This is a genomic window from Actinoplanes sp. CA-142083, from assembly GCF_050942195.1.
Taxonomy (GTDB): domain Bacteria; phylum Actinomycetota; class Actinomycetes; order Mycobacteriales; family Micromonosporaceae; genus Actinoplanes.
The window spans coordinates 2,615,917-2,633,327 of sequence record NZ_CP192076.1 but is presented as its reverse complement, the minus strand read 5'-3'; the positions used below and the strand labels follow the sequence as shown (position 1 = coordinate 2,633,327).

The following is a 17,411-nucleotide window of genomic DNA, read 5'->3' as shown; positions in this document are numbered from 1 at the left end:
GGCGGCGTGACGCAGTCGCAACGCACCGCCGAGCGGTCTCATGTGGAAGCGGGTCCGGAGGATCCGCGGGCCGTCTCTGCCGCGCGTCGCCGGTTCATCCTTACGCAGCCGCCACCGCCGCATCCGAAGCCACGGCGCCCCGAGCGCGACGACGAAGAGCCGTCGCCTCTGCCCAGCGGCGGGACGGAGGCCAATGATCGCTGCGACGAGCTGCTGGCCGAGATCGACGAGCTGGTAGGCGACCGCTGACATTGCTCAAGCGTTGGCGGCCTCGGTCAGGGCGGCCAGCAGCGCCGCTGTCGCTGGTGGGTCGGGGGGCTCGCCGTAGGTGGCGGCGTAGATCTGGCGGGGTGGGACCGGGAGGCGGGTCGCGGTGATCGCCGGGTGGCGGTGGGCCCGCAGGGCCAGGCCGGGGATCGTGGTGACGCCCATGCCGGCCGCGACCAGGCTCTGCATGACCACCATGTCGTCGGTGGTGTAGGACAGGCGCGGGGTGAAACCGGCGCCCTCGCACAGCTCGACCAGGTGGCTGCGGCAGCGTTCACAACCGGCGATCCACGGGGTGCGGGCGTGGTCGGTCAGTGCCGTTCCGCCGGTGGTGGTGAGCAGGTAGAGCGGGTCGTCGAGCAGGTGGGTCAGGCGGATGGAGTCGTCCTCGGGGGTGGTGTCGTCGTAGCGGAAGATCAGCGCGACGTCGGCGCGGCCGGACCGTAGCTGCTGCAGCGCCTCCTCGGGGTGCACGTCGGTCAGGCCCAGCTCGAGGCCGGGATGCCGCCGGGCGAGGACCGTGGCCGCCTGCGGCACCAGCGAGCTCATGACCGAGTTGAAGCCGGCCAGCCGGACGCGCCCGGCGTTCAGACCGACCAGGGCGGCGAGCTCGGTGGTGGCCGAGTCGACGCGACCGATGATCTCGGACGCGCGGTCGGCCAGGAGGCGGCCGGCGGGAGTCAGGCGGATGCCGCGGCCGACCCGCTGCACCAGCTGGGCGCCGAGCTGCGACTCCAGCCGGGACAGCTGATGGCTGATCGACGGCTGGGTGTAGAGCAGCTCCTTCGCGGCGGCGGTGACCGACCCGTGCCGGCCGACGGCGTCGATCACCCGGAGCTGTACCAGGGTCACCATCCATAAATTTTAGGCATGCATCGGGGCGAAGACTGGCATTGGACTTATCGATTGGCGGGCGGCAGGGTCGAGCCATGATGACGTTCGCAATCGCGGCCCTGGTACTGATCATGCTGCCCGGGCCGGATCAGGCCCTGATCACCCGCAACGCACTGGTCGGCGGCCGGGCCGGCGGGCTGCTGACGATGGTCGGCGGCGTCCTCGGGCTCAGCGTGCACGCCGGCGCCGCCGCGCTCGGGCTGTCGGCGCTGCTGCTCGCCTCGGCGACGGCGTTCACCGTGCTGAAGATCGTCGGTGCGGCCTACCTGCTGTTCCTGGCGGCGCAGATGTTGTGGTCACGCCAGTCCGCGGTCGCCGAGGAGCGGGGCGCGACGCCGGCGAGACGGACCGCGTACCTGCGGCAGGGATTCCTGTCCAACGCGCTCAACCCCAAGGTGGCGCTGTTCTTCGTCACCTTCCTCCCGCAGTTCCTCAGCACCGACAGCGGCTCGCCGCGGGCCGAGGCCGCCCTGCTGTCCGTGATCTTCGCGGCGCTGTACCTGACCTGGTTCGGCCTGTACGTCGCCGCCGTCGAGCGGCTCGGCCGCTGGCTGAAGCGCCCGCGGGTGAAGGCCCGCATCGAGCGGGTGACCGGCCTGATCCTGGCCACCGTCGCGATCAGGCTGATCACCGCCACTCACTGAACAGGGCGGTGCTCACACCGTACGGGATAGGGGTCTTTGTCCTTGTCGCGTTTCTCAGCGAGGCATGCCGCGCGGCGGGAATGATCGTTAGTTGCGATGAAAACGCAGGCCAAGGTCAGGAGTCGGACATGCTTCCCCAACTCGCCGCCGCCGGCGCGGCCCTCGCCGTCGGCCTCGCGCCGGCGCCGGTGACCTTCGACCCATCGACGAACTCGGGCTATGTCGGCGCGACGGAAGTCCGGGAGGCGTTCGGCTGGTCCGCGACGACGCTGTCCGCGCGGGCGGCCGGCGTCGCCTTCCAGCACGGGTTCTGGGGCGAGGACACCTACACGGTCTCGTGCGGCGGGAGCCCGTTCCGCATGGTGCACCAGCACGACTACGGGCACTACGAGCTGAACGTCAGCGTGACGCGCGCCAGTTCGGGCTACCGCGACGTGACCGGTTTCCGGATCGACGGCGCGCACGCCGGGATCTCGGGCACCACCCCGGCGCCGTCGCCCGGCGATCCGTGCCCGCAGGAGCACGCCGGCGGCTCCAAGGTCACCAGGTCGTCGCTCGTGACCTCGGTCAGCACCTGGTCGCTGGCGGCCGTCTGGAAGGACGTCCACCGCGTGTTGCTGCTGCGCAAGACCCGGGCATAACTTCGCGGTCCTCCGCGTTCGACCTGCCGATCGCATGATTGACATGTCAATTACAGGAGGACAGCATCATGAGTGATCTCGTGCTCGGTCTCGACACCTTCGGCGACGTGCCGGTCGACGACTCCGGCGTACCCGTCTCCCACGCCGCCGCGATCCGGCAGGTCGTCGACGAGGCCGTGCTCGCCGATGACCTCGGCGTCGACGTGATCGCCCTCGGCGAGCACCACCGCCCGGAATACTCCATCTCCACCCCCGAGACGGTCCTGGCCGGCATCGCCACCCGCACCAAGCGCATCAGGCTCGCCTCCGGCGTAACCGTGCTGAGCTCGGACGACCCGGTCCGGGTGCACCAGCGGTTCGCGACCGTCGACGCCCTGTCCCACGGCCGGGCCCAGGCGATTCTGGGCCGGGGGTCGTTCACCGAGTCGTTCCCGCTGTTCGGGTACGACCTGACCGACTACGACGTGCTCTTCGAGGAGAAGCTCGACCTGTTCGTGCGTCTGCTCGACGAGGAGCCGGTGACGTGGAGCGGCACGACCCGGGCGGCGCTCGAGAACGCGGACGTCTTCCCCAAGACCGAGTCGGGCCGGCTGGACGCGTGGGTCGGCGTCGGCGGCTCCCCGCAGTCGGTGGTCCGCACCGCCCGTTACGGCCTGCCCCTGATGCTGGCGATCATCGGCGGGCAGCCGGACCGGTTCGCGCCGTACATCGACCTCTACAAGCGGGCCGCCGACCAGCTCGGCACGGTCGCGCACCCGATCGGCATGCACTCGCCCGGCTTCATCGCGGACACCGACGAGGAGGCCAAGGAGTTGTTCTACCCCGCGTACAAGGTGATCCGGGACCGGATCGGCAAGCTGCGCGGATGGCAGCCGCTGCGGCGTGCGGAGTTCGACGCCGAGGTCGCGCACGGGTCGCTGTACATCGGCTCGCCCGACACGGTCGCTCGCAAGATCGCCAAGGCGGTCAAGGCGCTCGACGTCGGGCGGTTCGACCTGATCTACACGGCCGGGGCGCAGAGCGTCAGCGCCCGGACCCGGGCGGTCGAGCTGTTCGGCACAAAGGTCGCTCCCATGGTGCGCGAACTCGTGGCTTAGTGGCCCCCTTTTCTGCTGTTGGCAGACGCCTCGAGGCCCTCATCTGCTGATGGCAGATCGGCTTGGCCCGGAGCTTCCCCCCGCCGGAAGGTGGACCCAGAAGTTCCGGCCAAGCACGAGGGAGACGTCATGCAAACACCGACCGGGGTGCCCGTCGACGACCAGGTGGTCTCGCGGCTCCTGCACCAGCGCATCATCGTTCTCGGCGCCGAGGTCGACGACCCGGTGGCCAACCGGCTGTGCGGCCAGTTGCTGCTGCTGTCGGCGGAAGACCCACGTGCGCCGATCAGCCTGTACATCAATTCCCCCGGCGGTTCGGTGAGCGCCGGCCTGGCCATCTTCGACACGATGCGCCTGATCCCCAACGACGTCAGCACCCTGGCCCTCGGCCTGGCCGGCAGCATGGGCCAGTTCCTGCTGACGGCGGGCACGCCCGGCAAGCGGTTCGCGCTGCCGCACGCGCAGATCCTCATGCACCAGGGCTCGGCCGGCTTCGGCGGCACCGCGGCCGACGTGGAGATCTATGCGGAGCAGCTAGAGCGCATCGGCACGCTGCTGCTGCGGCTCACCGCCGAGCACACCGGCCAGCCGTTTGAGACGGTCGAGCTGGACAGCCGGCGAGATCGTTGGTTCACGGCTTCGGAGGCCCGGGAGTACGGCCTGATCGACCACATCCTCGACAGCGTCGACGACGTGCGACCGGCCATGACCCGCGAGCCGATGGGACTGGGCGTATGAGCCAGTACACGATCCCCACCGTCATCGAGAAGACCGCGACCGGCGAGCGCGCCTTCGACATCTACTCGAGGCTGCTGTCCGACCGCATCATCTTCCTCGGCACCGAGATCGACGACGGCGTGGCCAACGTCGTGATCGCCCAGCTCATCCACCTGGAGTCGAGCGGTGAGCAGGAGATCGGCCTCTACATCAATTCGCCCGGCGGCTCGTTCAGCGCGCTCACCGCGATCTACGACACCATGCATTTCGTACGCTGCGACATAGCCACCATCTGCGTGGGCCAGGCGTCGTCCGCGGCCGCGGCATTGCTGGCGGCCGGCACCCCCGGCAAGAGGTCGGTGCTGCGCCACGCGAAGGTGACGCTGCACCAGCCGTCGAGCCAGGCCCGCGGCACGCTGCCCGACCTGGCCGTGGAGGCCAAGGAGGTGGCCAAGGTCCGAGCCGAGATGGACCAGATCCTGGCCGACCACACCGGCCACCCGGTCTCGAAGATCCGGGCCGACACCGACCGCAGCATGACATTGACGGCCGCCGAGGCGGTCACCTACGGCCTGGCCGACAAGGTCATCACCCGGAGGGAGGCGCGGGCTTATCGCTTGGACAGCGCGGCCTGATTCCGGCCCTTCGCCGCGAGGCCGCCAGCCCACAAGGCAGCAGCCCCCGCGGCGACTGGGCCGCTTGGGCGACCGGCCGTTGGGGGCTCACCCGGCGGGGCACGGGGCGCGGGGCGGCACGGGCGCCCGCCCTCGCCCGCTGCGCGCTGGGGCCGCTGGGGCGCCGAGCGCTCGGCCGCTCCTTCACCGGGCCGCTCCCCGCCGAGGCCGCTCCCCCGCGCTGAGTCCCCGCCCTCGCTGGGGCCGCTCCCCCGCTGGGGCCGCTCCCCCGCTAGGGCCGCTCCCCTGCTGCGGCGGCTCCCTGCTGGGGCGCTTGGGCCGTCGCGCCGCACGACGTCGGCCGCTCGTCCGTTGCGGCGCTCGCGCGCTGGGGCGCTTCGGTGCTTGGGCGCGCTCGTCCGCGTAAGCCCTCGCCTGCTGGGGCGTCTGGGCGCTCGCGCGCTCGACCGCTCGGGTCTCGACCGCCTGAGGCCCGGGCGCGCCAGCCCGCACGCGCGCACGGCCGCACGGGCGCACGGGCGCACGGGCGCACGGGCGCACGGGCGCACGAGTGCTCGGCCGCTTGGGCGACCGGCCGGTGAGCGAGGCGGTGAGCGAGCCGGTGCGTCGGCGGCTGGATGTGCGGTGGGGCGGTGGGCGGCTGGTCAGGCGGCCATGAGCATGGTGGTGCTGGAGCGGGGTGCCGGGGGCGCCATCGGGGCGGGGGCGATCGACGTGATCGAGGCTAGGCGTAGGCGCACGACCTCGGCGGGGACTCGGTCGAAGGCGAGTTCCTGCCCGACCTCGACCACGAGCTCGGACAGGTCGATCTGCAGGGCGTCGCAGACGGCGGCGAGGATCTCCGAGCTGGGCTCTTTGCGGCCGCGCTCCACCTCCGAGAGGTACTGCACTGAGACGCAGGCCTCGCGGGCCACCTCGGCCAGGGTGCGTTGCTGCTCCTGCCGATGGCGGCGCAGCGCCTCGCCCACCACCGTGCGGAGCAGGGGCCGGGGCCGCGCGTTCTCAGTCATGGCCACACGTTACTGACCGGGGCGTCGCCGCCATAACCCCGTTCAGCCACGAGCGTAGAAGGCCCGGCCGGCGAACCTCATGAGGGCGCCTAGCAGGCCGAGGATGCGGTACAGGGCGTAGAGGATCCACACGCCGAACAGGGCGGCGGCGCCGAGGATCAGGGCCGGGCCCACGAAGGAGGAGTTGTCGACGATCGTGCCGCCGGCCAGTGCGATGGTGGCCACAACTGCTAGCCAGCCGACTACCCGGCCGATCGCGGTCAGCGCGAGCCAGAGATTGGCGCCGTCCGCGGTACCCGCCTGCACGGGAGAGATCTGTGCGGGAGAGGCAGACGCGGAAGAGGCAGACGCGGAAGAGACTGGCGCAGGCGAGGCGGGCGCGGGTGAGAGCTGTGCGCGATCAAGCGGCACGGTGACGAGCGAAGACGTGGCTAGGCGGTCGAGCTCCAGGGCCGCCGCCCGATCGGAGTCGTGCGGGGACTCGCTCAGGGTGGCGGACAGCATGCGCAAGTCGTCGGCGCTGCGCACGTGGCCGGTGTGGGGAGAGCTCAGCAGCAGGCAAGGGGTGGTGTCGGTCAGGAGCCATGCCTTGCCGTACCCGCGCTTGGATCCCGGCGGCAGCACAGCGACCTCGCCGGACTGCAGCGGGATCCGTCGCTTGATGTCATACGCCGAGGTCACCAGGTAGGGGCCGTCTATCGACGCGGATGTGTGGGCCAGGCGCCGGGAGTCGCTGAAGATCGTGGCGGCCCGGATCAGGGCGGCCGCCACGCCGATGAGGGCGGCCACCAGCACCACCGCGCCGAGCAGCTCGTGTGCGGTCGCGGCCAGGTCCACGATGGCCAGGGCGGGCAGCAGGACCAGCAGGTACCAGCCGGTGAACAGCAGGGCGGTCCGCCTGTTCAGCCACCTTCGCAAGCGCGCGTGGTCGAGCGGGCCGGGGAACGGGCTGAGTTGGCGGCCCAGCGGCAGGGTCAGGCGGGCCACGCGGTTCTGGAAGCGGTCGCCCGCCAGTTCGGCCAGGTCGCGGGCCAGGCGCCCGTCGTCGTAGGCCACCTCACCCAACCGGAAGAGCTCCACGGCCGGCCGATCGTCCAGGGTGGCCCGCGCGCTGTGCCGCACGTCCAGGGTCACGCCGGTGGCCGGCACCACGATCAGCCGTTCGGACCGTTTGGGGCCGGGGGCGATCGCCACCTTGTCGATCTCGTCCCAGCGCAGGTAGCGGTCGAGGTCGGGGGTCCGCACGGTCCAGCCGAGGCGGTCGATGTCGATCCGGAACGGGAGCACCGCATAGCGCAGCGAGAAGATCCCCAGCCACAGCGCGAACAGCGCCGCGACGCCGCGGTAGAGCCAACCGGCCCAGCTGAGGTCGTCGTCGAGCAGCAGACCGGCGAGCAGCACGGTCCCGGCGAGGAGAAAACCGCCGAAAAACAGGAAGAACAGGCGATCAGCGTACGGCCGGCGCAGGGTCACCCGTTCATCATCCGTCCTGCTCGCCACCTCCATTGTAACCGCCCGACCACCCGGCCCGAATCGTCGCAGATGATGATTTCTGGGCGCTGACCAGCACATATGCTCTGGTCGTGCCCGATGTCAGAACGCTGGAGATCGCCGCCGAGCAGGAAATCGTCGACCGGGTCTACGCACGGCTCGACGCCATGCGGGAACGGGCCGGCTCGCTCGCCCACGAGGGTCATCGCCGGGCCGCCGCCGGACCGGCCACCGGGCTCGTCGAGCGCGACGCCCTGGTCCACCGGGCCGCGACCCGCCTCAATGCCCTCGACGCCGAGGAGGAGGGGCTCGTCTTCGGCCGGCTCGACTTCGACGACCACGAGACGTACCACATCGGACGGCTGGGCGTCCGCGACGGCACCGAGCCGCTGCTCATCGACTGGCGGGCGCCGGCCGCGGCGCCGTTCTACCGTGCCACCACGGGCGATCCGCTCGGCGTGCTGCGCCGCCGGGTCATCATCTGCCGGGGGCAGGAGGTTCTCGATCTCGACGACGACGTGCTCGCCGAGGACACGGGTGACCTGCGGGTTCTCGGCGAGGGTGCGCTGCTGGCCGCCTTGCGTCGCTCGCGCGGGCCGCACATGCGCGACATCGTCACGACCATCCAGCGCGAGCAGGACGAGGCGATCCGGGCGCCCGCCCGCGGCGTCACGGTGATCACCGGCGGGCCGGGCACGGGCAAGACGCAGGTGGCGCTGCACCGCGCGGCGTACCTTCTCTACACCGATCGGGGCCGCTTCACCGACGGGCGGATCCTGGTGGTCGGGCCGTCGACGGTGTTCACGAACTACATCGGCCGGGTGCTGCCGTCGCTGGGCGAGGACAGCGTGCACCTGCGCGCCATCGGCGAGCTGGTCGACGGCGTCGTCGCGGAGCGCCGCGATCCGGCCGAGGTCGCCCGCGTCAAGGGCGACGATCGCATGCTCGGGGTCCTCGCCGAGCTGATCTGGCAGGCGCCGCCCGAGAGCCCAAGTCAAATGCGCATCGTGTACGCCGGGCAGGTGCTCAAACTCGACGCGAGCGACCTGGATCGGGCCCGCCGCAAGGTCCGCGCCAAGGCCGCCAAGCCCAACGCAGCGCGCCGCGCCGCCGCCGCGGCCCTGATCGGGGCGCTGTGGTCCAAGGTGGACGGCGAGCACCTGGACCGGCAGCTTTTCATCGACGAGATCGCGGGACGCGGCGAGTTCCACGAGTTCCTGTTCGCCTGGTGGCCGCCGCTGACCCCGGCCGGCGTCCTCGGGTGGCTCGCCGATCCGGCGCGGGTGGTGGGCCTGGATGCCGATGCGGCGAGGACGCTTGCCACCTCGTACGGGAAAGAATTTGCCGTTGATGATGTGCCCTTGCTCGATGAGCTGGCCGGTCTCCTCGGCGAGGCGCCGGTCGCGGCGCGGGTGACCGAGCCGGAATGGAAGCTGCGCGAGCTCTCGACCGGGACCCGCACGGTCAGCACCTTCGTCCTGTCCTGCGGCCTGCGCGACGGCTGGGAGCTGTACGCGCCGGGCCATCCGACACCGATCGCGGTCGCCGGCCCGGGCATCGACAACGACGCGGTGGCGGCGGCGCAGCGGTGGTCCGAGATGGTGATCCTGCGCGAGGGTCACCGGGTCGTCGGGTGGACGGACGGCTACGACCCGCACGGCGAGGAGGGCTACGTTCCGCTGCTGGCGGAGCCGCTGCCGGTGGAGGAGCCCGACGACGGCCCAGCCGAGGAGCCCTACCTGCACGTGATCCTCGACGAGGCGCAGGATCTGTCGCCGATGGAGTGCCGGATGATCGCCCGCCGCGCGGAGCACGCCTCGATGACGATCGTCGGCGACCTCGGCCAGGCCACCCATCCGCTGGCCGCCGGCTCGTGGCCCGCGCTGGTCGAGCGGCTCGGCAAGCGCGAGTCCCGCACGCTGGAGCTGAACACCGGCTACCGGGTGCCGCAGGTGATCGCCGACTACGCGGCGCAGTACCTGGCGCCCGGCCTCACACCGACCCGCTCCTACCGCCCCGGCGGCGAGCTTTCGATCCGCCAGACCGACGATCTGGACGCCGCGGTGCGGGAGGCGGTAGCCGCGATCCCGGAGGAAGCGACGGTGGCCGTCATCGCCGCGGACGCCTATCTGCCGGCCGCCCTCGTCAAGGGCCTCGAGTTCGACCACGTGATCGTCGTCGAGCCGGCCGACATCGTGGCCGCCGAGCCGCGCGGCCGGAACCGGCTCTATGTGGTGCTGACGCGGGCGGTCGCGAGCCTGACCATCCTGCACCGCAAACCGCTTCCGCCGGTGGACCCGGCACGATGAGGTCAGCCGGGCTCGACGACCCGGATCAGGGTGCCGGTGCGGCAGCCGGTCCGGACGTACTCGAGCCGAACCCGGCGGCCGGCGCGGAACACGTCGCGCAGCAGGTCGAGCATGCCGCGGGCCTGCGCCTCGCCGTGCCCGGTCCGTAGGGGAAAACCGAAGGCCTTGCCCGGCTCGGCGTCGAGTTGGACCACCACCTCGGCGTCGAGGTGGTCCGTCGGCGGGCCGAACCCGCCGTGCAGCTCGTGGACCCGCAGCTCGGTGAGATGACCGGTGGCGGCGTTGACGCTGCCCTGCGGGGTGTCCCATTCGGGCGGAAGCGGGTGGAGGCGCAATAGTCCGCGGGCGGTCGTCGACGCGTACAGGGCGCGGTCGCACGGTGTGACGCCGGGATCGTAGAACAGGCCGTTGACCTGGGCCCCGAGCGCCGAGCTCAACGCCAGGTGCCGCCAGCCGACGCCGTCCGCCGTGTGGAAGACGCCGCGCGGGCCGGCCGCGAACCGGGCGTCCAGACGCGGATCGAAGGCCATGTCACGCAGCAGCACCCCGGAGCCGCGTTGCGAGAACGAGAAACCGTCGAGAGTCAGCACGCGCTCCAGGCCGGCGTCGACGACCCAATGGCCGCCGCCGTCGTCGGTACGCCACACGTGATCGGTGTCCAGCACGTAGACCAGCTCCGGGCGGTAGGGGTCGGCGAAGAACCGGACCGCCTGCCGCGGGCCTTCGCCGGTCGACGGCACCAGCGGCGCCCAGCCCGCCATGCCGGATCGCCAGCGGAAGGCACGCCGGGAACCGCCGGACTCCCCGGCCGTGAACGTCGGCCGCGCGTGTCCCCCGCTCGCCTGGACCACATCGACGGTGACCGGCAGCGGCGGACCCTGCCGGAAGACCTTCACGCCGGGGCCGTCGGCGACGGCGGTGGTCACCCAGTCCTCGCTCGCCGTCAGCGCCGAGAGCTTGGTGGTGCGCAGGAGCAGGGCACGATCGGCCGCGAACTGCGTCCAGATCACCACGAAGTCGCCGTCCGGCAGCGGCTGCTCGCCGGCGACGGTCAGCACGAGCGGACGGTAGCCCGCGAAGTAGAAGCCGCTCACCGCGTTCCAGAGGGCGTTGTCCTGGCCGTCCTCCAACGGCGGCCCCTTGACGCGATGCCGCTGGGTGGTGCCGCGGGCGGCGTCGGGCACCGCGCCGTTCGGGCCGGTGTAGAGGAAGATCTCGCGGTTACCGGCGCGCGGCGCGAAGACGACCAGCCGGTCGGGCTGACGCGGATCGGCGAACGTGCAGTCGTTGTCGCCGCCGACGTAGTCCTGGGTCGCCCAGGTCGTCCCGCCGTCGCGGCTGTAGAAGCCGGAGTTGTCGCCACTTTGCAGACAGATGCCCTGCGGCCGGCCGGCGACCGAGAGCACGGCGGCGTTGACCAGACCCAGCGTGGACAGGCCCAGGCCCTGGGTCCAGGTGCGAGCGCCGTCGGCCGACACGTACGCGCCGCCGTCGCTGATCAGGAACAGCCGGCCCATCGACGGCGCGGTGCTGCGTCGCAGGTCACGGCTCGCGGCGATGCCGTGCGGATCGACGTGTACCGGGTCGCCGTCGATCCGGGCCCAGTCCCCGGCCTCGTTCGGCTCGCCGATTGCCAGATGGGTGGTGCGGCGGTCCGAGACCAGGAAGAGCAGCTGGCCATCGGGCGCGCGGTGGACGAGCACGAAGCTCGCGCCGCTGGCGGTCGTGCCGGCGTAGCCGATCGGCGGGTTGGGCAACCGCGTCCAACTGCCGGGGCCGTCGCCCACGGGGAACGTTCCCTTCAGCAACTCCTCGACGTTCGTGTCGCCGACCCGGACGGCCCGGCGCGCGTACACGATGCGGGGGTTGGCCGGGTGCAGGCAGGTCGCGCGGGAGCTCTCACCGACCCCGTCGGTCGGAGCGCCGATGGCCGGGCCACCGGGGTCGACGCGCCAGGTGACACCGCCGTCCGCCGAGTGCCAGAAGGCCGACCCGGACGCGTACACGTGCCGCGCGCCCCCGACGGACGCGCCCACCAGGACGTGGTGGACCGCGGCCGCGGGCGCGACCACTATGGCGCGCCAGGTACGGCCGCCGTCCTCGCTCGCCGCGAGCCCGCCCGACCCGCCCGCGAACACCAGCTCGGCGTTGTCCGGGGCACCGGCGAACGAGCTGACGATGGTGGGGTTGCCGGCGCCGTCGCGGAACTGGTGCACCAACGCCCAGGTCTCGCCGCCGTCGGTGGAGCGATAGACGCCGCTCGCCTCCGGGCGCCGGAAGTCGCGGCCGGTGGCCGCGAGCACCACGTCGGGCCGGTCGGGGTGCACCCACAGGTCGTACACGTTGGTCACCGGCAGCGCGCCGGCCGGCCGGGGCCGATCCTGCGGCGGCTGCGGCCACTCCGCGTGGTCCCAGTGCAGGCCGCCGTCGACGGAACGCCACACGCCGGCCTGGCCGCCGAGGTAGACGTGACCGCCGTCCGGGGAGCAGGCGATGCACAGTTGTTTGCCGGAGACCGACTGGTAGTCCCCGCCGAAGGAGAAGCGTGTGTTGTCGCGCCGCGGGCCGATCGGAGTGATTCGCACGACGCCTCTCTCAGTCGTTGCGCGGGAGCGGATCGAGGTCGATCCGGCCGACCGCGGTGACCGACGGCTCCAGGGCGATCCGCACGGACCGGACCGTGGCCGCGAAGCCCGGAGCGACGGCATCCAGCAGGTAATCGCCCGGCGGCAGCGGCCGGTCGCAGCTCATCCGGATCGTGAAGGCGCCGTCGGGATCGGCCCGGACCGGACCCGCGACGGCTCTGTCCCCGGCGGAGAGCGTGACGGCGCCGCCCGGGATGGGCGCCTGCGCGTCCTCGTCCCAGAGGATTCCGTGTACGCCCGCGGGAAACTCCACCGGTACCAGCTCGAGCCGGCCGACATCGACCGCCGACTCGGGCTGCTCGACCGCCAGGCGCCGCCGCACCGCGTCGCGGCCCTCGGCCAGCACGAGCAGCAGAAGTGGTCCGGCCGGGCCGCTGGCGGAGAGCTCGAACCGGCCGTCCTCGCCGGCGTCGGCCGTCGCGATGCCGGCGTGGCCGCGGGCCAGGCAGGCCCGCACGCCGGCCCTCGGCTCGTCCACTTGGCCGGTGACGATGATTCTGGCATCGGGCGCCATGGCCGCTACTTCTGCAGGATCACGCGTACGACGGTGCCGTTGTGCTTGCCGGCGTCCAGGTCGATGGAGTACTCGATCCGGGTGCGGCAGCCGGTGGTGAAGGCGTCCCGAAGCAGGTCGAGCATGCCCTGCCGCACCGGCCGGTTGTCGTCGTCGCGGAGCTGGAAGCCGAGCCCGCGGTCGGGGACGGAGTCGAGTTTCGCCACGACCTCGACATCGATCTGGTCGTCCGGCGGGCCGTGGCGGCTGCGCAACTCGATGACACGCAACTCCGACACTTTCCCCGTCGACGCGATCAATTTGCTCGCCATAGCGGCTCCTCTGTAGGGCGTCACCGAAATTACGCCCAACGTGCGACGGCCGCGGTCGGATCTAGGACGGTGCCGGGAATGACGATCCGGTTCGGCAAAGAATGGAGCCATGAATCGATCACGCCGACTGCCACCACGATTCTGGGCCGAGGTGGTCCTCGCGTCGATCACGGCCGTTCTGACCGTGGTCACGGTGATCTCGCGCGAGTGGATCGAGGCGCTCACCGGGTGGGATCCCGACAACGGGAGCGGCGCGCTGGAATGGGTGATCGTGATCGGGCTGGCCGTCGCCACCATTTCACTGAGTTTGCTGGCTCGCACGGAATGGCGCCGGGGCCTCGGAAGAGGTAGCCATGGTATTCAACATCAATAACCAGAATGCCGCGCAGATCAATATGGCCGGCGGCGATCAATACAACACCGGGCCGCAGGGCACGGTGATCGGGTCGCACGACGCGTATGCCGCCGCGCGAGCTCTGCGGGTTGCCGTGGCGCAGGTGGCCCTGCCCCCGGGCGTACGGGAGCAGGTTTGGGCCGACGCCGTCGCGGTCGAGCGTGAGCTCGCCGCCGGGGAGCCGGATCGGCAGCAGGCGGCCGGCCGCATCGAGCGCCTGACCGCGGCGCTGAGCCGCTACGGCGCGCTGGCGACGGCCGGCGCGGCGCTGGCCGGGCCGCTCACCACCCTCGGGCGCTGGCTCGGCCCGGCCGGCGCGGCAGTGCTCAACCTCTTGCGCTGAGGTTCCCGTGTCCGAGCCGGTCCTCGAGGTGACCACGCCGCACCTCAGCCACATCCGGATCCTCCTGCGGCCGGCCACGACGGTCGGCCGGGAGGGCGATCCGTCGGCGCGGCTCGACGACCCGACGGTCAGCCGGCGGCACGCGACCATCGAGGTGGGCGGTGGCCGGATGACGGTGCACGACCTCGACTCGCTGAACGGCACCTATGTGAACGGCCGGCGGATCCACGGCTCCGCCGAGATCCGCGCCGGCGACGTCGTCTCCTTCGGCAGCGTGAACGCCCGGGTCGTCGCTCCCGGCGCCGACTTCCGGCCCGACGTCTCGTTCCAGGCCGGCCAGCAGAACGCCCACCAGATCAACATGGCCGGCCGCGACCAGTTCAACTACATCCGCGCCGAGCGGGAGAGCTTCCTCGCCGACATCTCCGCCACCAAGACCAAGGGGCGGCGGCTGGTCACCTTCGGCTTCCTCTGCCTCGCCGCCGGTTTCTGCCTCTTCGGGTACGGGGTGATCGCCTTCATCCAGGCCATTCCCGACCTCGACCCGAACACGCCGCCGTCCGCGGCGCCGTCTCCGCTGGGTCCGGACATCGCCGGCGGCATCCCGCTCGGCGCCGTCGGTTTCGCGCTGGCCGCGCTGGGCTCCTTCACGCTGATCGCCGGGATCGTCCTGCACGTGAGCGCCGCCGCTCGCCTGCGCCGCCTGCAGAACACCAACTGGCCGCAGTGATCGGCGGGACGGCGCGCGGCTTACAGTGACGGTAATGAACGATGTGCGTCAGCAGCGCAAGGAAGAGACGCGCGCCCGGATCGCGGCCGCGGCCATGGAACTGTTCGCCGAGCGCGGCTTCGAGAAGGTCTCCGTCGTCGAGATCGCCACCGCCGCCGGCGTGACCGAGAAGACGGTCTTCAACCACTTCGCCACCAAGGAAGACCTGGTCTACTCGGGGGATCAGGCCTTCGAGGCCGCCCTGCTGGAGGCGGTCCGGTCGCGGGCGCCCGGCGCCTCGGTGCTCGACGCCGTCCGGGATTTTCTTCTTCACACGTACGCGCGCGGCGCCCAACCCCGGGCGGCCACGCTCGCCGCCATGCTCGCCTCCAGCGCGGCCCTCCGGGTGCGCGAGCGCGAGATCCTGGCCCGCTACGCCGAGCGGCTCCGCGATCTGATCGCCGCCTCGTCCGGCGCGCCGCCCGGTGACTTGCGGCCCACTGTGGCCGCGCAGGCGCTCATCGCGGTGCACCAGGCCGTGATCGCCGGTTATCGGGAGGGGCTGCTCGCCGGCGAGCCCGCGGCCGCACTCGACCGGCGGATGCGAACCGCGGCCGAGGAGGCGTTCGGCCTGCTCGCGGGTGGGCTGGCCGGCTGGCCGTAAGACGAGCGGCGCCGCGCTCTCCCTTCAGGCGAAGGTGGGTGTCCCGGCGAGCAGGCCACCGTCGATGACGAGCGTGCTGCCGGTGACGAAGGCGGCATCCGGTTCGCACAGCCAGCGGATGGCGGCCGCGACCTCGTCGACGGTGCCGAGCCGGTGCGCCGGGACCGCCCTGGCGACGTGGTCGCGCGCGGCGGCGCCGGCCCGGTCGAGCTGCTCGGTGTGGATCGGGCCGGGCGCGATCGCGTTGATCCGCACGCCCTGGGCGGCGTAGTCGAGCGCCGCGCTCTCGGTCAGCCCGATCAGCGCTCGCTTCGTGGCGACATAGCCGGCCAGGCCGGAGATCGAGCGCAGGCCGGCGGTCGAGGCGACGTTGACGATGGCGCCGCCGCCGGACGCGATCATCGCCGGGATCTCGCTGCGCATCGAGAGGAACGTCCCGCGCAGGGTCACCGCGAGGGCCGCGTCGAACTCCTCGGGCGGAACGTCGGCCAGCGGCCGGGGCCGCGACCCGTGCGCGGCGGCCGCGTTCACCGCGACGTCGAGCCGCCCGAACTCACCGACCGCCCGGCCCACCATCTCTTCGGTCGCCGCGAGCTCGCTGACATCGGCCGGCACGGCGACGGCCACCCCGCCCGCCGCCTCGATCTCGTCGCGCACCGCACCAAGCCGTTGCGCATCCCGAGCGACGAGAACAACCGCGGCGCCGGCCGACGCGAAACCCCGCGCGGTGGCGGCGCCGATCCCCCGGCTCGCGCCGGTCACCAAGACGACTCTCATTACAGTGACTGTAACGAACTCTCTGTGGCGACGAAAGTGCCGTTGGCCGGCACGCCCCCGGCGAACTCGAACGGCAGCCCCGCCGCGAACGTCGGCCGCGGGTGATCCATCAGCTGGAAATGCAGGTGCGGCTCGCTGGAGTTGCCGGAGTTCCCGCAGCTCGCCAGCTGCTGCCCGGCCGCCACCCGATCGCCGGGGCGGACCATCGCCAAGTGGCGCCGCAGGTGGGCGTAGAGCGCGTAGCGGCCGTCACCCTGGTCGATCACGATGTGATTGCCGATCACGCGACCCGCGCCGAACAGCTCCCGGACCATGCCCTCGGCCAGCAGGAACAGCACGCCGGGCACCGAGGTGCGCCCCCAGTGATCGCGCTGCCACTGCGACACCCGCACCACGCGGCCGCCCGCCGCCGCGAACAGGGGCTGACCGAAGCCCGGGAAATCGGCCGGACGCCGGGGACGCGAAACTCCGGGACGATCAAAGACAAGATCTATCGCGTACGTCTGGCCGTAGGCATGCACGCCATGGCTGGGCACCCGGCTCGCGGGACTGTTCGCCGCGCGCCACGGCCCGCGGACGGGCGGCTCGACGAGCACCGGCTCGGCGCGCACGCGACCGACGAAGAAGTAAAGCGCCATCGCCCCGCCCAGCAGCGGGACCGAGACCCACCAGGCGATGTCGTAGGGGAACACCCGCTGGCCCAAGATCACCAGCACAACCAGGAACAGCAACGGAATCCGTACGCGGGCGGCCAGGCGAGCCATGATTTCCTCCCGAGCGCTAGACTTCGGAATTACGTACTTCCAAAGTAACGGAGGAATGCTCGTGACCCAACCCGACGAGCTGGCCGCGAGGCTGACCCGGGTCGAGCAGCGCCTCGACGCGCTGGAGGCGCCGCGGGTGCGGCCCGCCCCGGCCGGCGACGACCCCGACCAGTTCTGGGCGCTGCGGCAGTTGCGCGAGCTGGCCGCCGAGCCCGGCGCGGTGCTCTTCACCGGGCTGGTCGACCTGCCGGGCGGCGAGCACTACGAGTGGCAGCAGGGCGCGCCGGTCGAGGGCCTGCTCGAGTGGGACTGGGCGGAGCAGGCGCCGGCGTTGGCGGCGCTGGCCCACCCCGCGCGGGTGCGCATCCTGCGCGAGGTGCTGCGCGGGGCGGGCTCGGCCGCCGAGCTGCAGGCGATCGACGCCATCGAGAGCACCGGCCAGCTCTATCACCACGTCCGCCAGCTGACCGCCGCCGGCTGGCTGCGCACGACCGGCCGCGCGCGCTACACGGTCCCGCCCGAGCGCATCGTCCCCCTTCTCGTGATCATGGCCTGCGTCCAGCGTTGACCGCCGAGTAATGCTCA

General features: G+C 72.0%; 20 protein-coding genes. 12 read left to right on the top strand and 8 right to left on the bottom strand.

The window, feature by feature from the left end; all coding sequences use genetic code 11:
* The first annotated feature begins 6 nt into the window (after positions 1 to 6).
* Positions 7 to 249 (top strand): hypothetical protein, encoded by a 243-nt coding sequence (locus tag ACQPZX_RS12475; protein WP_433378878.1) that lies wholly within the window; start codon positions 7 to 9, stop codon positions 247 to 249.
* Positions 250 to 255: 6 nt separating this feature from the next.
* Here ACQPZX_RS12475 and ACQPZX_RS12470 read toward each other — a convergent pair whose 3' ends face one another.
* Positions 256 to 1,122, bottom strand: a complete 867-nt coding sequence (locus ACQPZX_RS12470) for a LysR family transcriptional regulator (protein WP_433378875.1) — start codon at positions 1,120 to 1,122, stop codon at positions 256 to 258.
* 74 nt (positions 1,123 to 1,196) lie between these two features.
* On the opposite strand from ACQPZX_RS12470, the gene ACQPZX_RS12465 reads away from it, so the two are divergent.
* From ACQPZX_RS12465 to ACQPZX_RS12445, 5 genes are all read left to right on the top strand, one after another.
* Positions 1,197 to 1,805 carry a LysE family translocator gene (locus ACQPZX_RS12465; RefSeq protein ID WP_433378872.1) on the top strand — a complete coding sequence of 203 codons (609 nt, stop codon included), beginning with the start codon at positions 1,197 to 1,199 and terminating at the stop codon, positions 1,803 to 1,805.
* Between the two features lie 128 nt (positions 1,806 to 1,933).
* Positions 1,934 to 2,446, top strand: coding sequence for a hypothetical protein (locus tag ACQPZX_RS12460; RefSeq protein ID WP_433378869.1), 513 nt, complete (start codon positions 1,934 to 1,936; stop codon positions 2,444 to 2,446).
* Between the two features lie 68 nt (positions 2,447 to 2,514).
* Entirely contained in the window at positions 2,515 to 3,543 is a 1,029-nt protein-coding gene (locus ACQPZX_RS12455; RefSeq protein WP_433378866.1) for an LLM class flavin-dependent oxidoreductase, read from the top strand.
* Between the two features lie 129 nt (positions 3,544 to 3,672).
* On the top strand, positions 3,673 to 4,281 hold the full coding sequence (locus ACQPZX_RS12450; protein ID WP_433378863.1) for a ClpP family protease: 609 nt from the start codon (positions 3,673 to 3,675) through the stop codon (positions 4,279 to 4,281).
* A complete protein-coding gene (locus ACQPZX_RS12445; protein ID WP_433378860.1) occupies positions 4,278 to 4,895 on the top strand; it encodes an ATP-dependent Clp protease proteolytic subunit in 618 nt (205 codons plus the stop codon). Before ACQPZX_RS12450 ends, ACQPZX_RS12445 begins: the two co-directional genes overlap by 4 nt.
* A gap of 644 nt (positions 4,896 to 5,539) precedes the next feature.
* Here the strand turns inward: ACQPZX_RS12445 and ACQPZX_RS12440 are convergent.
* Complete coding sequence (locus tag ACQPZX_RS12440) at positions 5,540 to 5,905, bottom strand: helix-turn-helix domain-containing protein (protein WP_433378858.1); 366 nt, start codon at positions 5,903 to 5,905, stop codon at positions 5,540 to 5,542.
* Between the two features lie 42 nt (positions 5,906 to 5,947).
* Positions 5,948 to 7,378 (bottom strand): hypothetical protein, encoded by a 1,431-nt coding sequence (locus ACQPZX_RS12435; RefSeq protein WP_433378855.1) that lies wholly within the window; start codon positions 7,376 to 7,378, stop codon positions 5,948 to 5,950.
* Positions 7,379 to 7,488: 110 nt separating this feature from the next.
* Between ACQPZX_RS12435 and ACQPZX_RS12430 the strand changes: the two genes are divergently transcribed.
* The gene (locus tag ACQPZX_RS12430) at positions 7,489 to 9,705 is read left to right on the top strand and encodes a HelD family protein (protein ID WP_433378852.1); all 2,217 of its coding nucleotides are present in this window, start codon (positions 7,489 to 7,491) and stop codon (positions 9,703 to 9,705) included.
* A gap of 2 nt (positions 9,706 to 9,707) precedes the next feature.
* Here the strand turns inward: ACQPZX_RS12430 and ACQPZX_RS12425 are convergent, their stop codons facing one another.
* From ACQPZX_RS12425 to ACQPZX_RS12415, 3 genes are read right to left on the bottom strand one after another with little or no spacing between them, the layout of a single operon-like run.
* Positions 9,708 to 12,290, bottom strand: a complete 2,583-nt coding sequence (locus tag ACQPZX_RS12425) for a hypothetical protein (protein ID WP_433378849.1) — start codon at positions 12,288 to 12,290, stop codon at positions 9,708 to 9,710.
* Between the two features lie 10 nt (positions 12,291 to 12,300).
* The gene (locus ACQPZX_RS12420; protein WP_433378846.1) at positions 12,301 to 12,864 is read right to left on the bottom strand and encodes a carboxypeptidase-like regulatory domain-containing protein; all 564 of its coding nucleotides are present in this window, start codon (positions 12,862 to 12,864) and stop codon (positions 12,301 to 12,303) included.
* Positions 12,865 to 12,869: 5 nt separating this feature from the next.
* Complete coding sequence (locus ACQPZX_RS12415) at positions 12,870 to 13,175, bottom strand: hypothetical protein (protein WP_433378843.1); 306 nt, start codon at positions 13,173 to 13,175, stop codon at positions 12,870 to 12,872.
* A gap of 109 nt (positions 13,176 to 13,284) precedes the next feature.
* Between ACQPZX_RS12415 and ACQPZX_RS12410 the strand changes: the two genes are divergently transcribed.
* Genes ACQPZX_RS12410 through ACQPZX_RS12395 form a run of 4 tightly spaced genes read left to right on the top strand, consistent with a single transcriptional unit; the run spans position 13,285 to position 15,285 of the window.
* Positions 13,285 to 13,548, top strand: a complete 264-nt coding sequence (locus ACQPZX_RS12410) for an ABC transporter permease (RefSeq protein WP_433378840.1) — start codon at positions 13,285 to 13,287, stop codon at positions 13,546 to 13,548.
* The gene (locus tag ACQPZX_RS12405; protein ID WP_433378837.1) at positions 13,529 to 13,912 is read left to right on the top strand and encodes a hypothetical protein; all 384 of its coding nucleotides are present in this window, start codon (positions 13,529 to 13,531) and stop codon (positions 13,910 to 13,912) included. The genes ACQPZX_RS12410 and ACQPZX_RS12405 overlap by 20 nt, the downstream gene beginning before the upstream one ends.
* 7 nt (positions 13,913 to 13,919) lie before the next feature.
* Positions 13,920 to 14,642, top strand: coding sequence for an FHA domain-containing protein (locus tag ACQPZX_RS12400; RefSeq protein ID WP_433378834.1), 723 nt, complete (start codon positions 13,920 to 13,922; stop codon positions 14,640 to 14,642).
* 34 nt (positions 14,643 to 14,676) lie between these two features.
* Complete coding sequence (locus ACQPZX_RS12395; RefSeq protein WP_433378831.1) at positions 14,677 to 15,285, top strand: TetR/AcrR family transcriptional regulator; 609 nt, start codon at positions 14,677 to 14,679, stop codon at positions 15,283 to 15,285.
* Between the two features lie 24 nt (positions 15,286 to 15,309).
* On the opposite strand, the gene ACQPZX_RS12390 is transcribed toward ACQPZX_RS12395, so the two are convergent.
* The gene (locus ACQPZX_RS12390; RefSeq protein ID WP_433378829.1) at positions 15,310 to 16,062 is read right to left on the bottom strand and encodes an SDR family NAD(P)-dependent oxidoreductase; all 753 of its coding nucleotides are present in this window, start codon (positions 16,060 to 16,062) and stop codon (positions 15,310 to 15,312) included.
* Positions 16,062 to 16,826 carry a M23 family metallopeptidase gene (locus tag ACQPZX_RS12385; RefSeq protein WP_433378826.1) on the bottom strand — a complete coding sequence of 255 codons (765 nt, stop codon included), beginning with the start codon at positions 16,824 to 16,826 and terminating at the stop codon, positions 16,062 to 16,064. The genes ACQPZX_RS12390 and ACQPZX_RS12385 overlap by 1 nt, the downstream gene beginning before the upstream one ends.
* A 61-nt stretch (positions 16,827 to 16,887) precedes the next feature.
* Here ACQPZX_RS12385 and ACQPZX_RS12380 point away from each other — a divergent pair, with 61 nt between their 5' ends.
* Positions 16,888 to 17,394 (top strand): ArsR family transcriptional regulator, encoded by a 507-nt coding sequence (locus ACQPZX_RS12380; RefSeq protein ID WP_433378823.1) that lies wholly within the window; start codon positions 16,888 to 16,890, stop codon positions 17,392 to 17,394.
* Positions 17,395 to 17,411 lie beyond the last annotated feature (17 nt).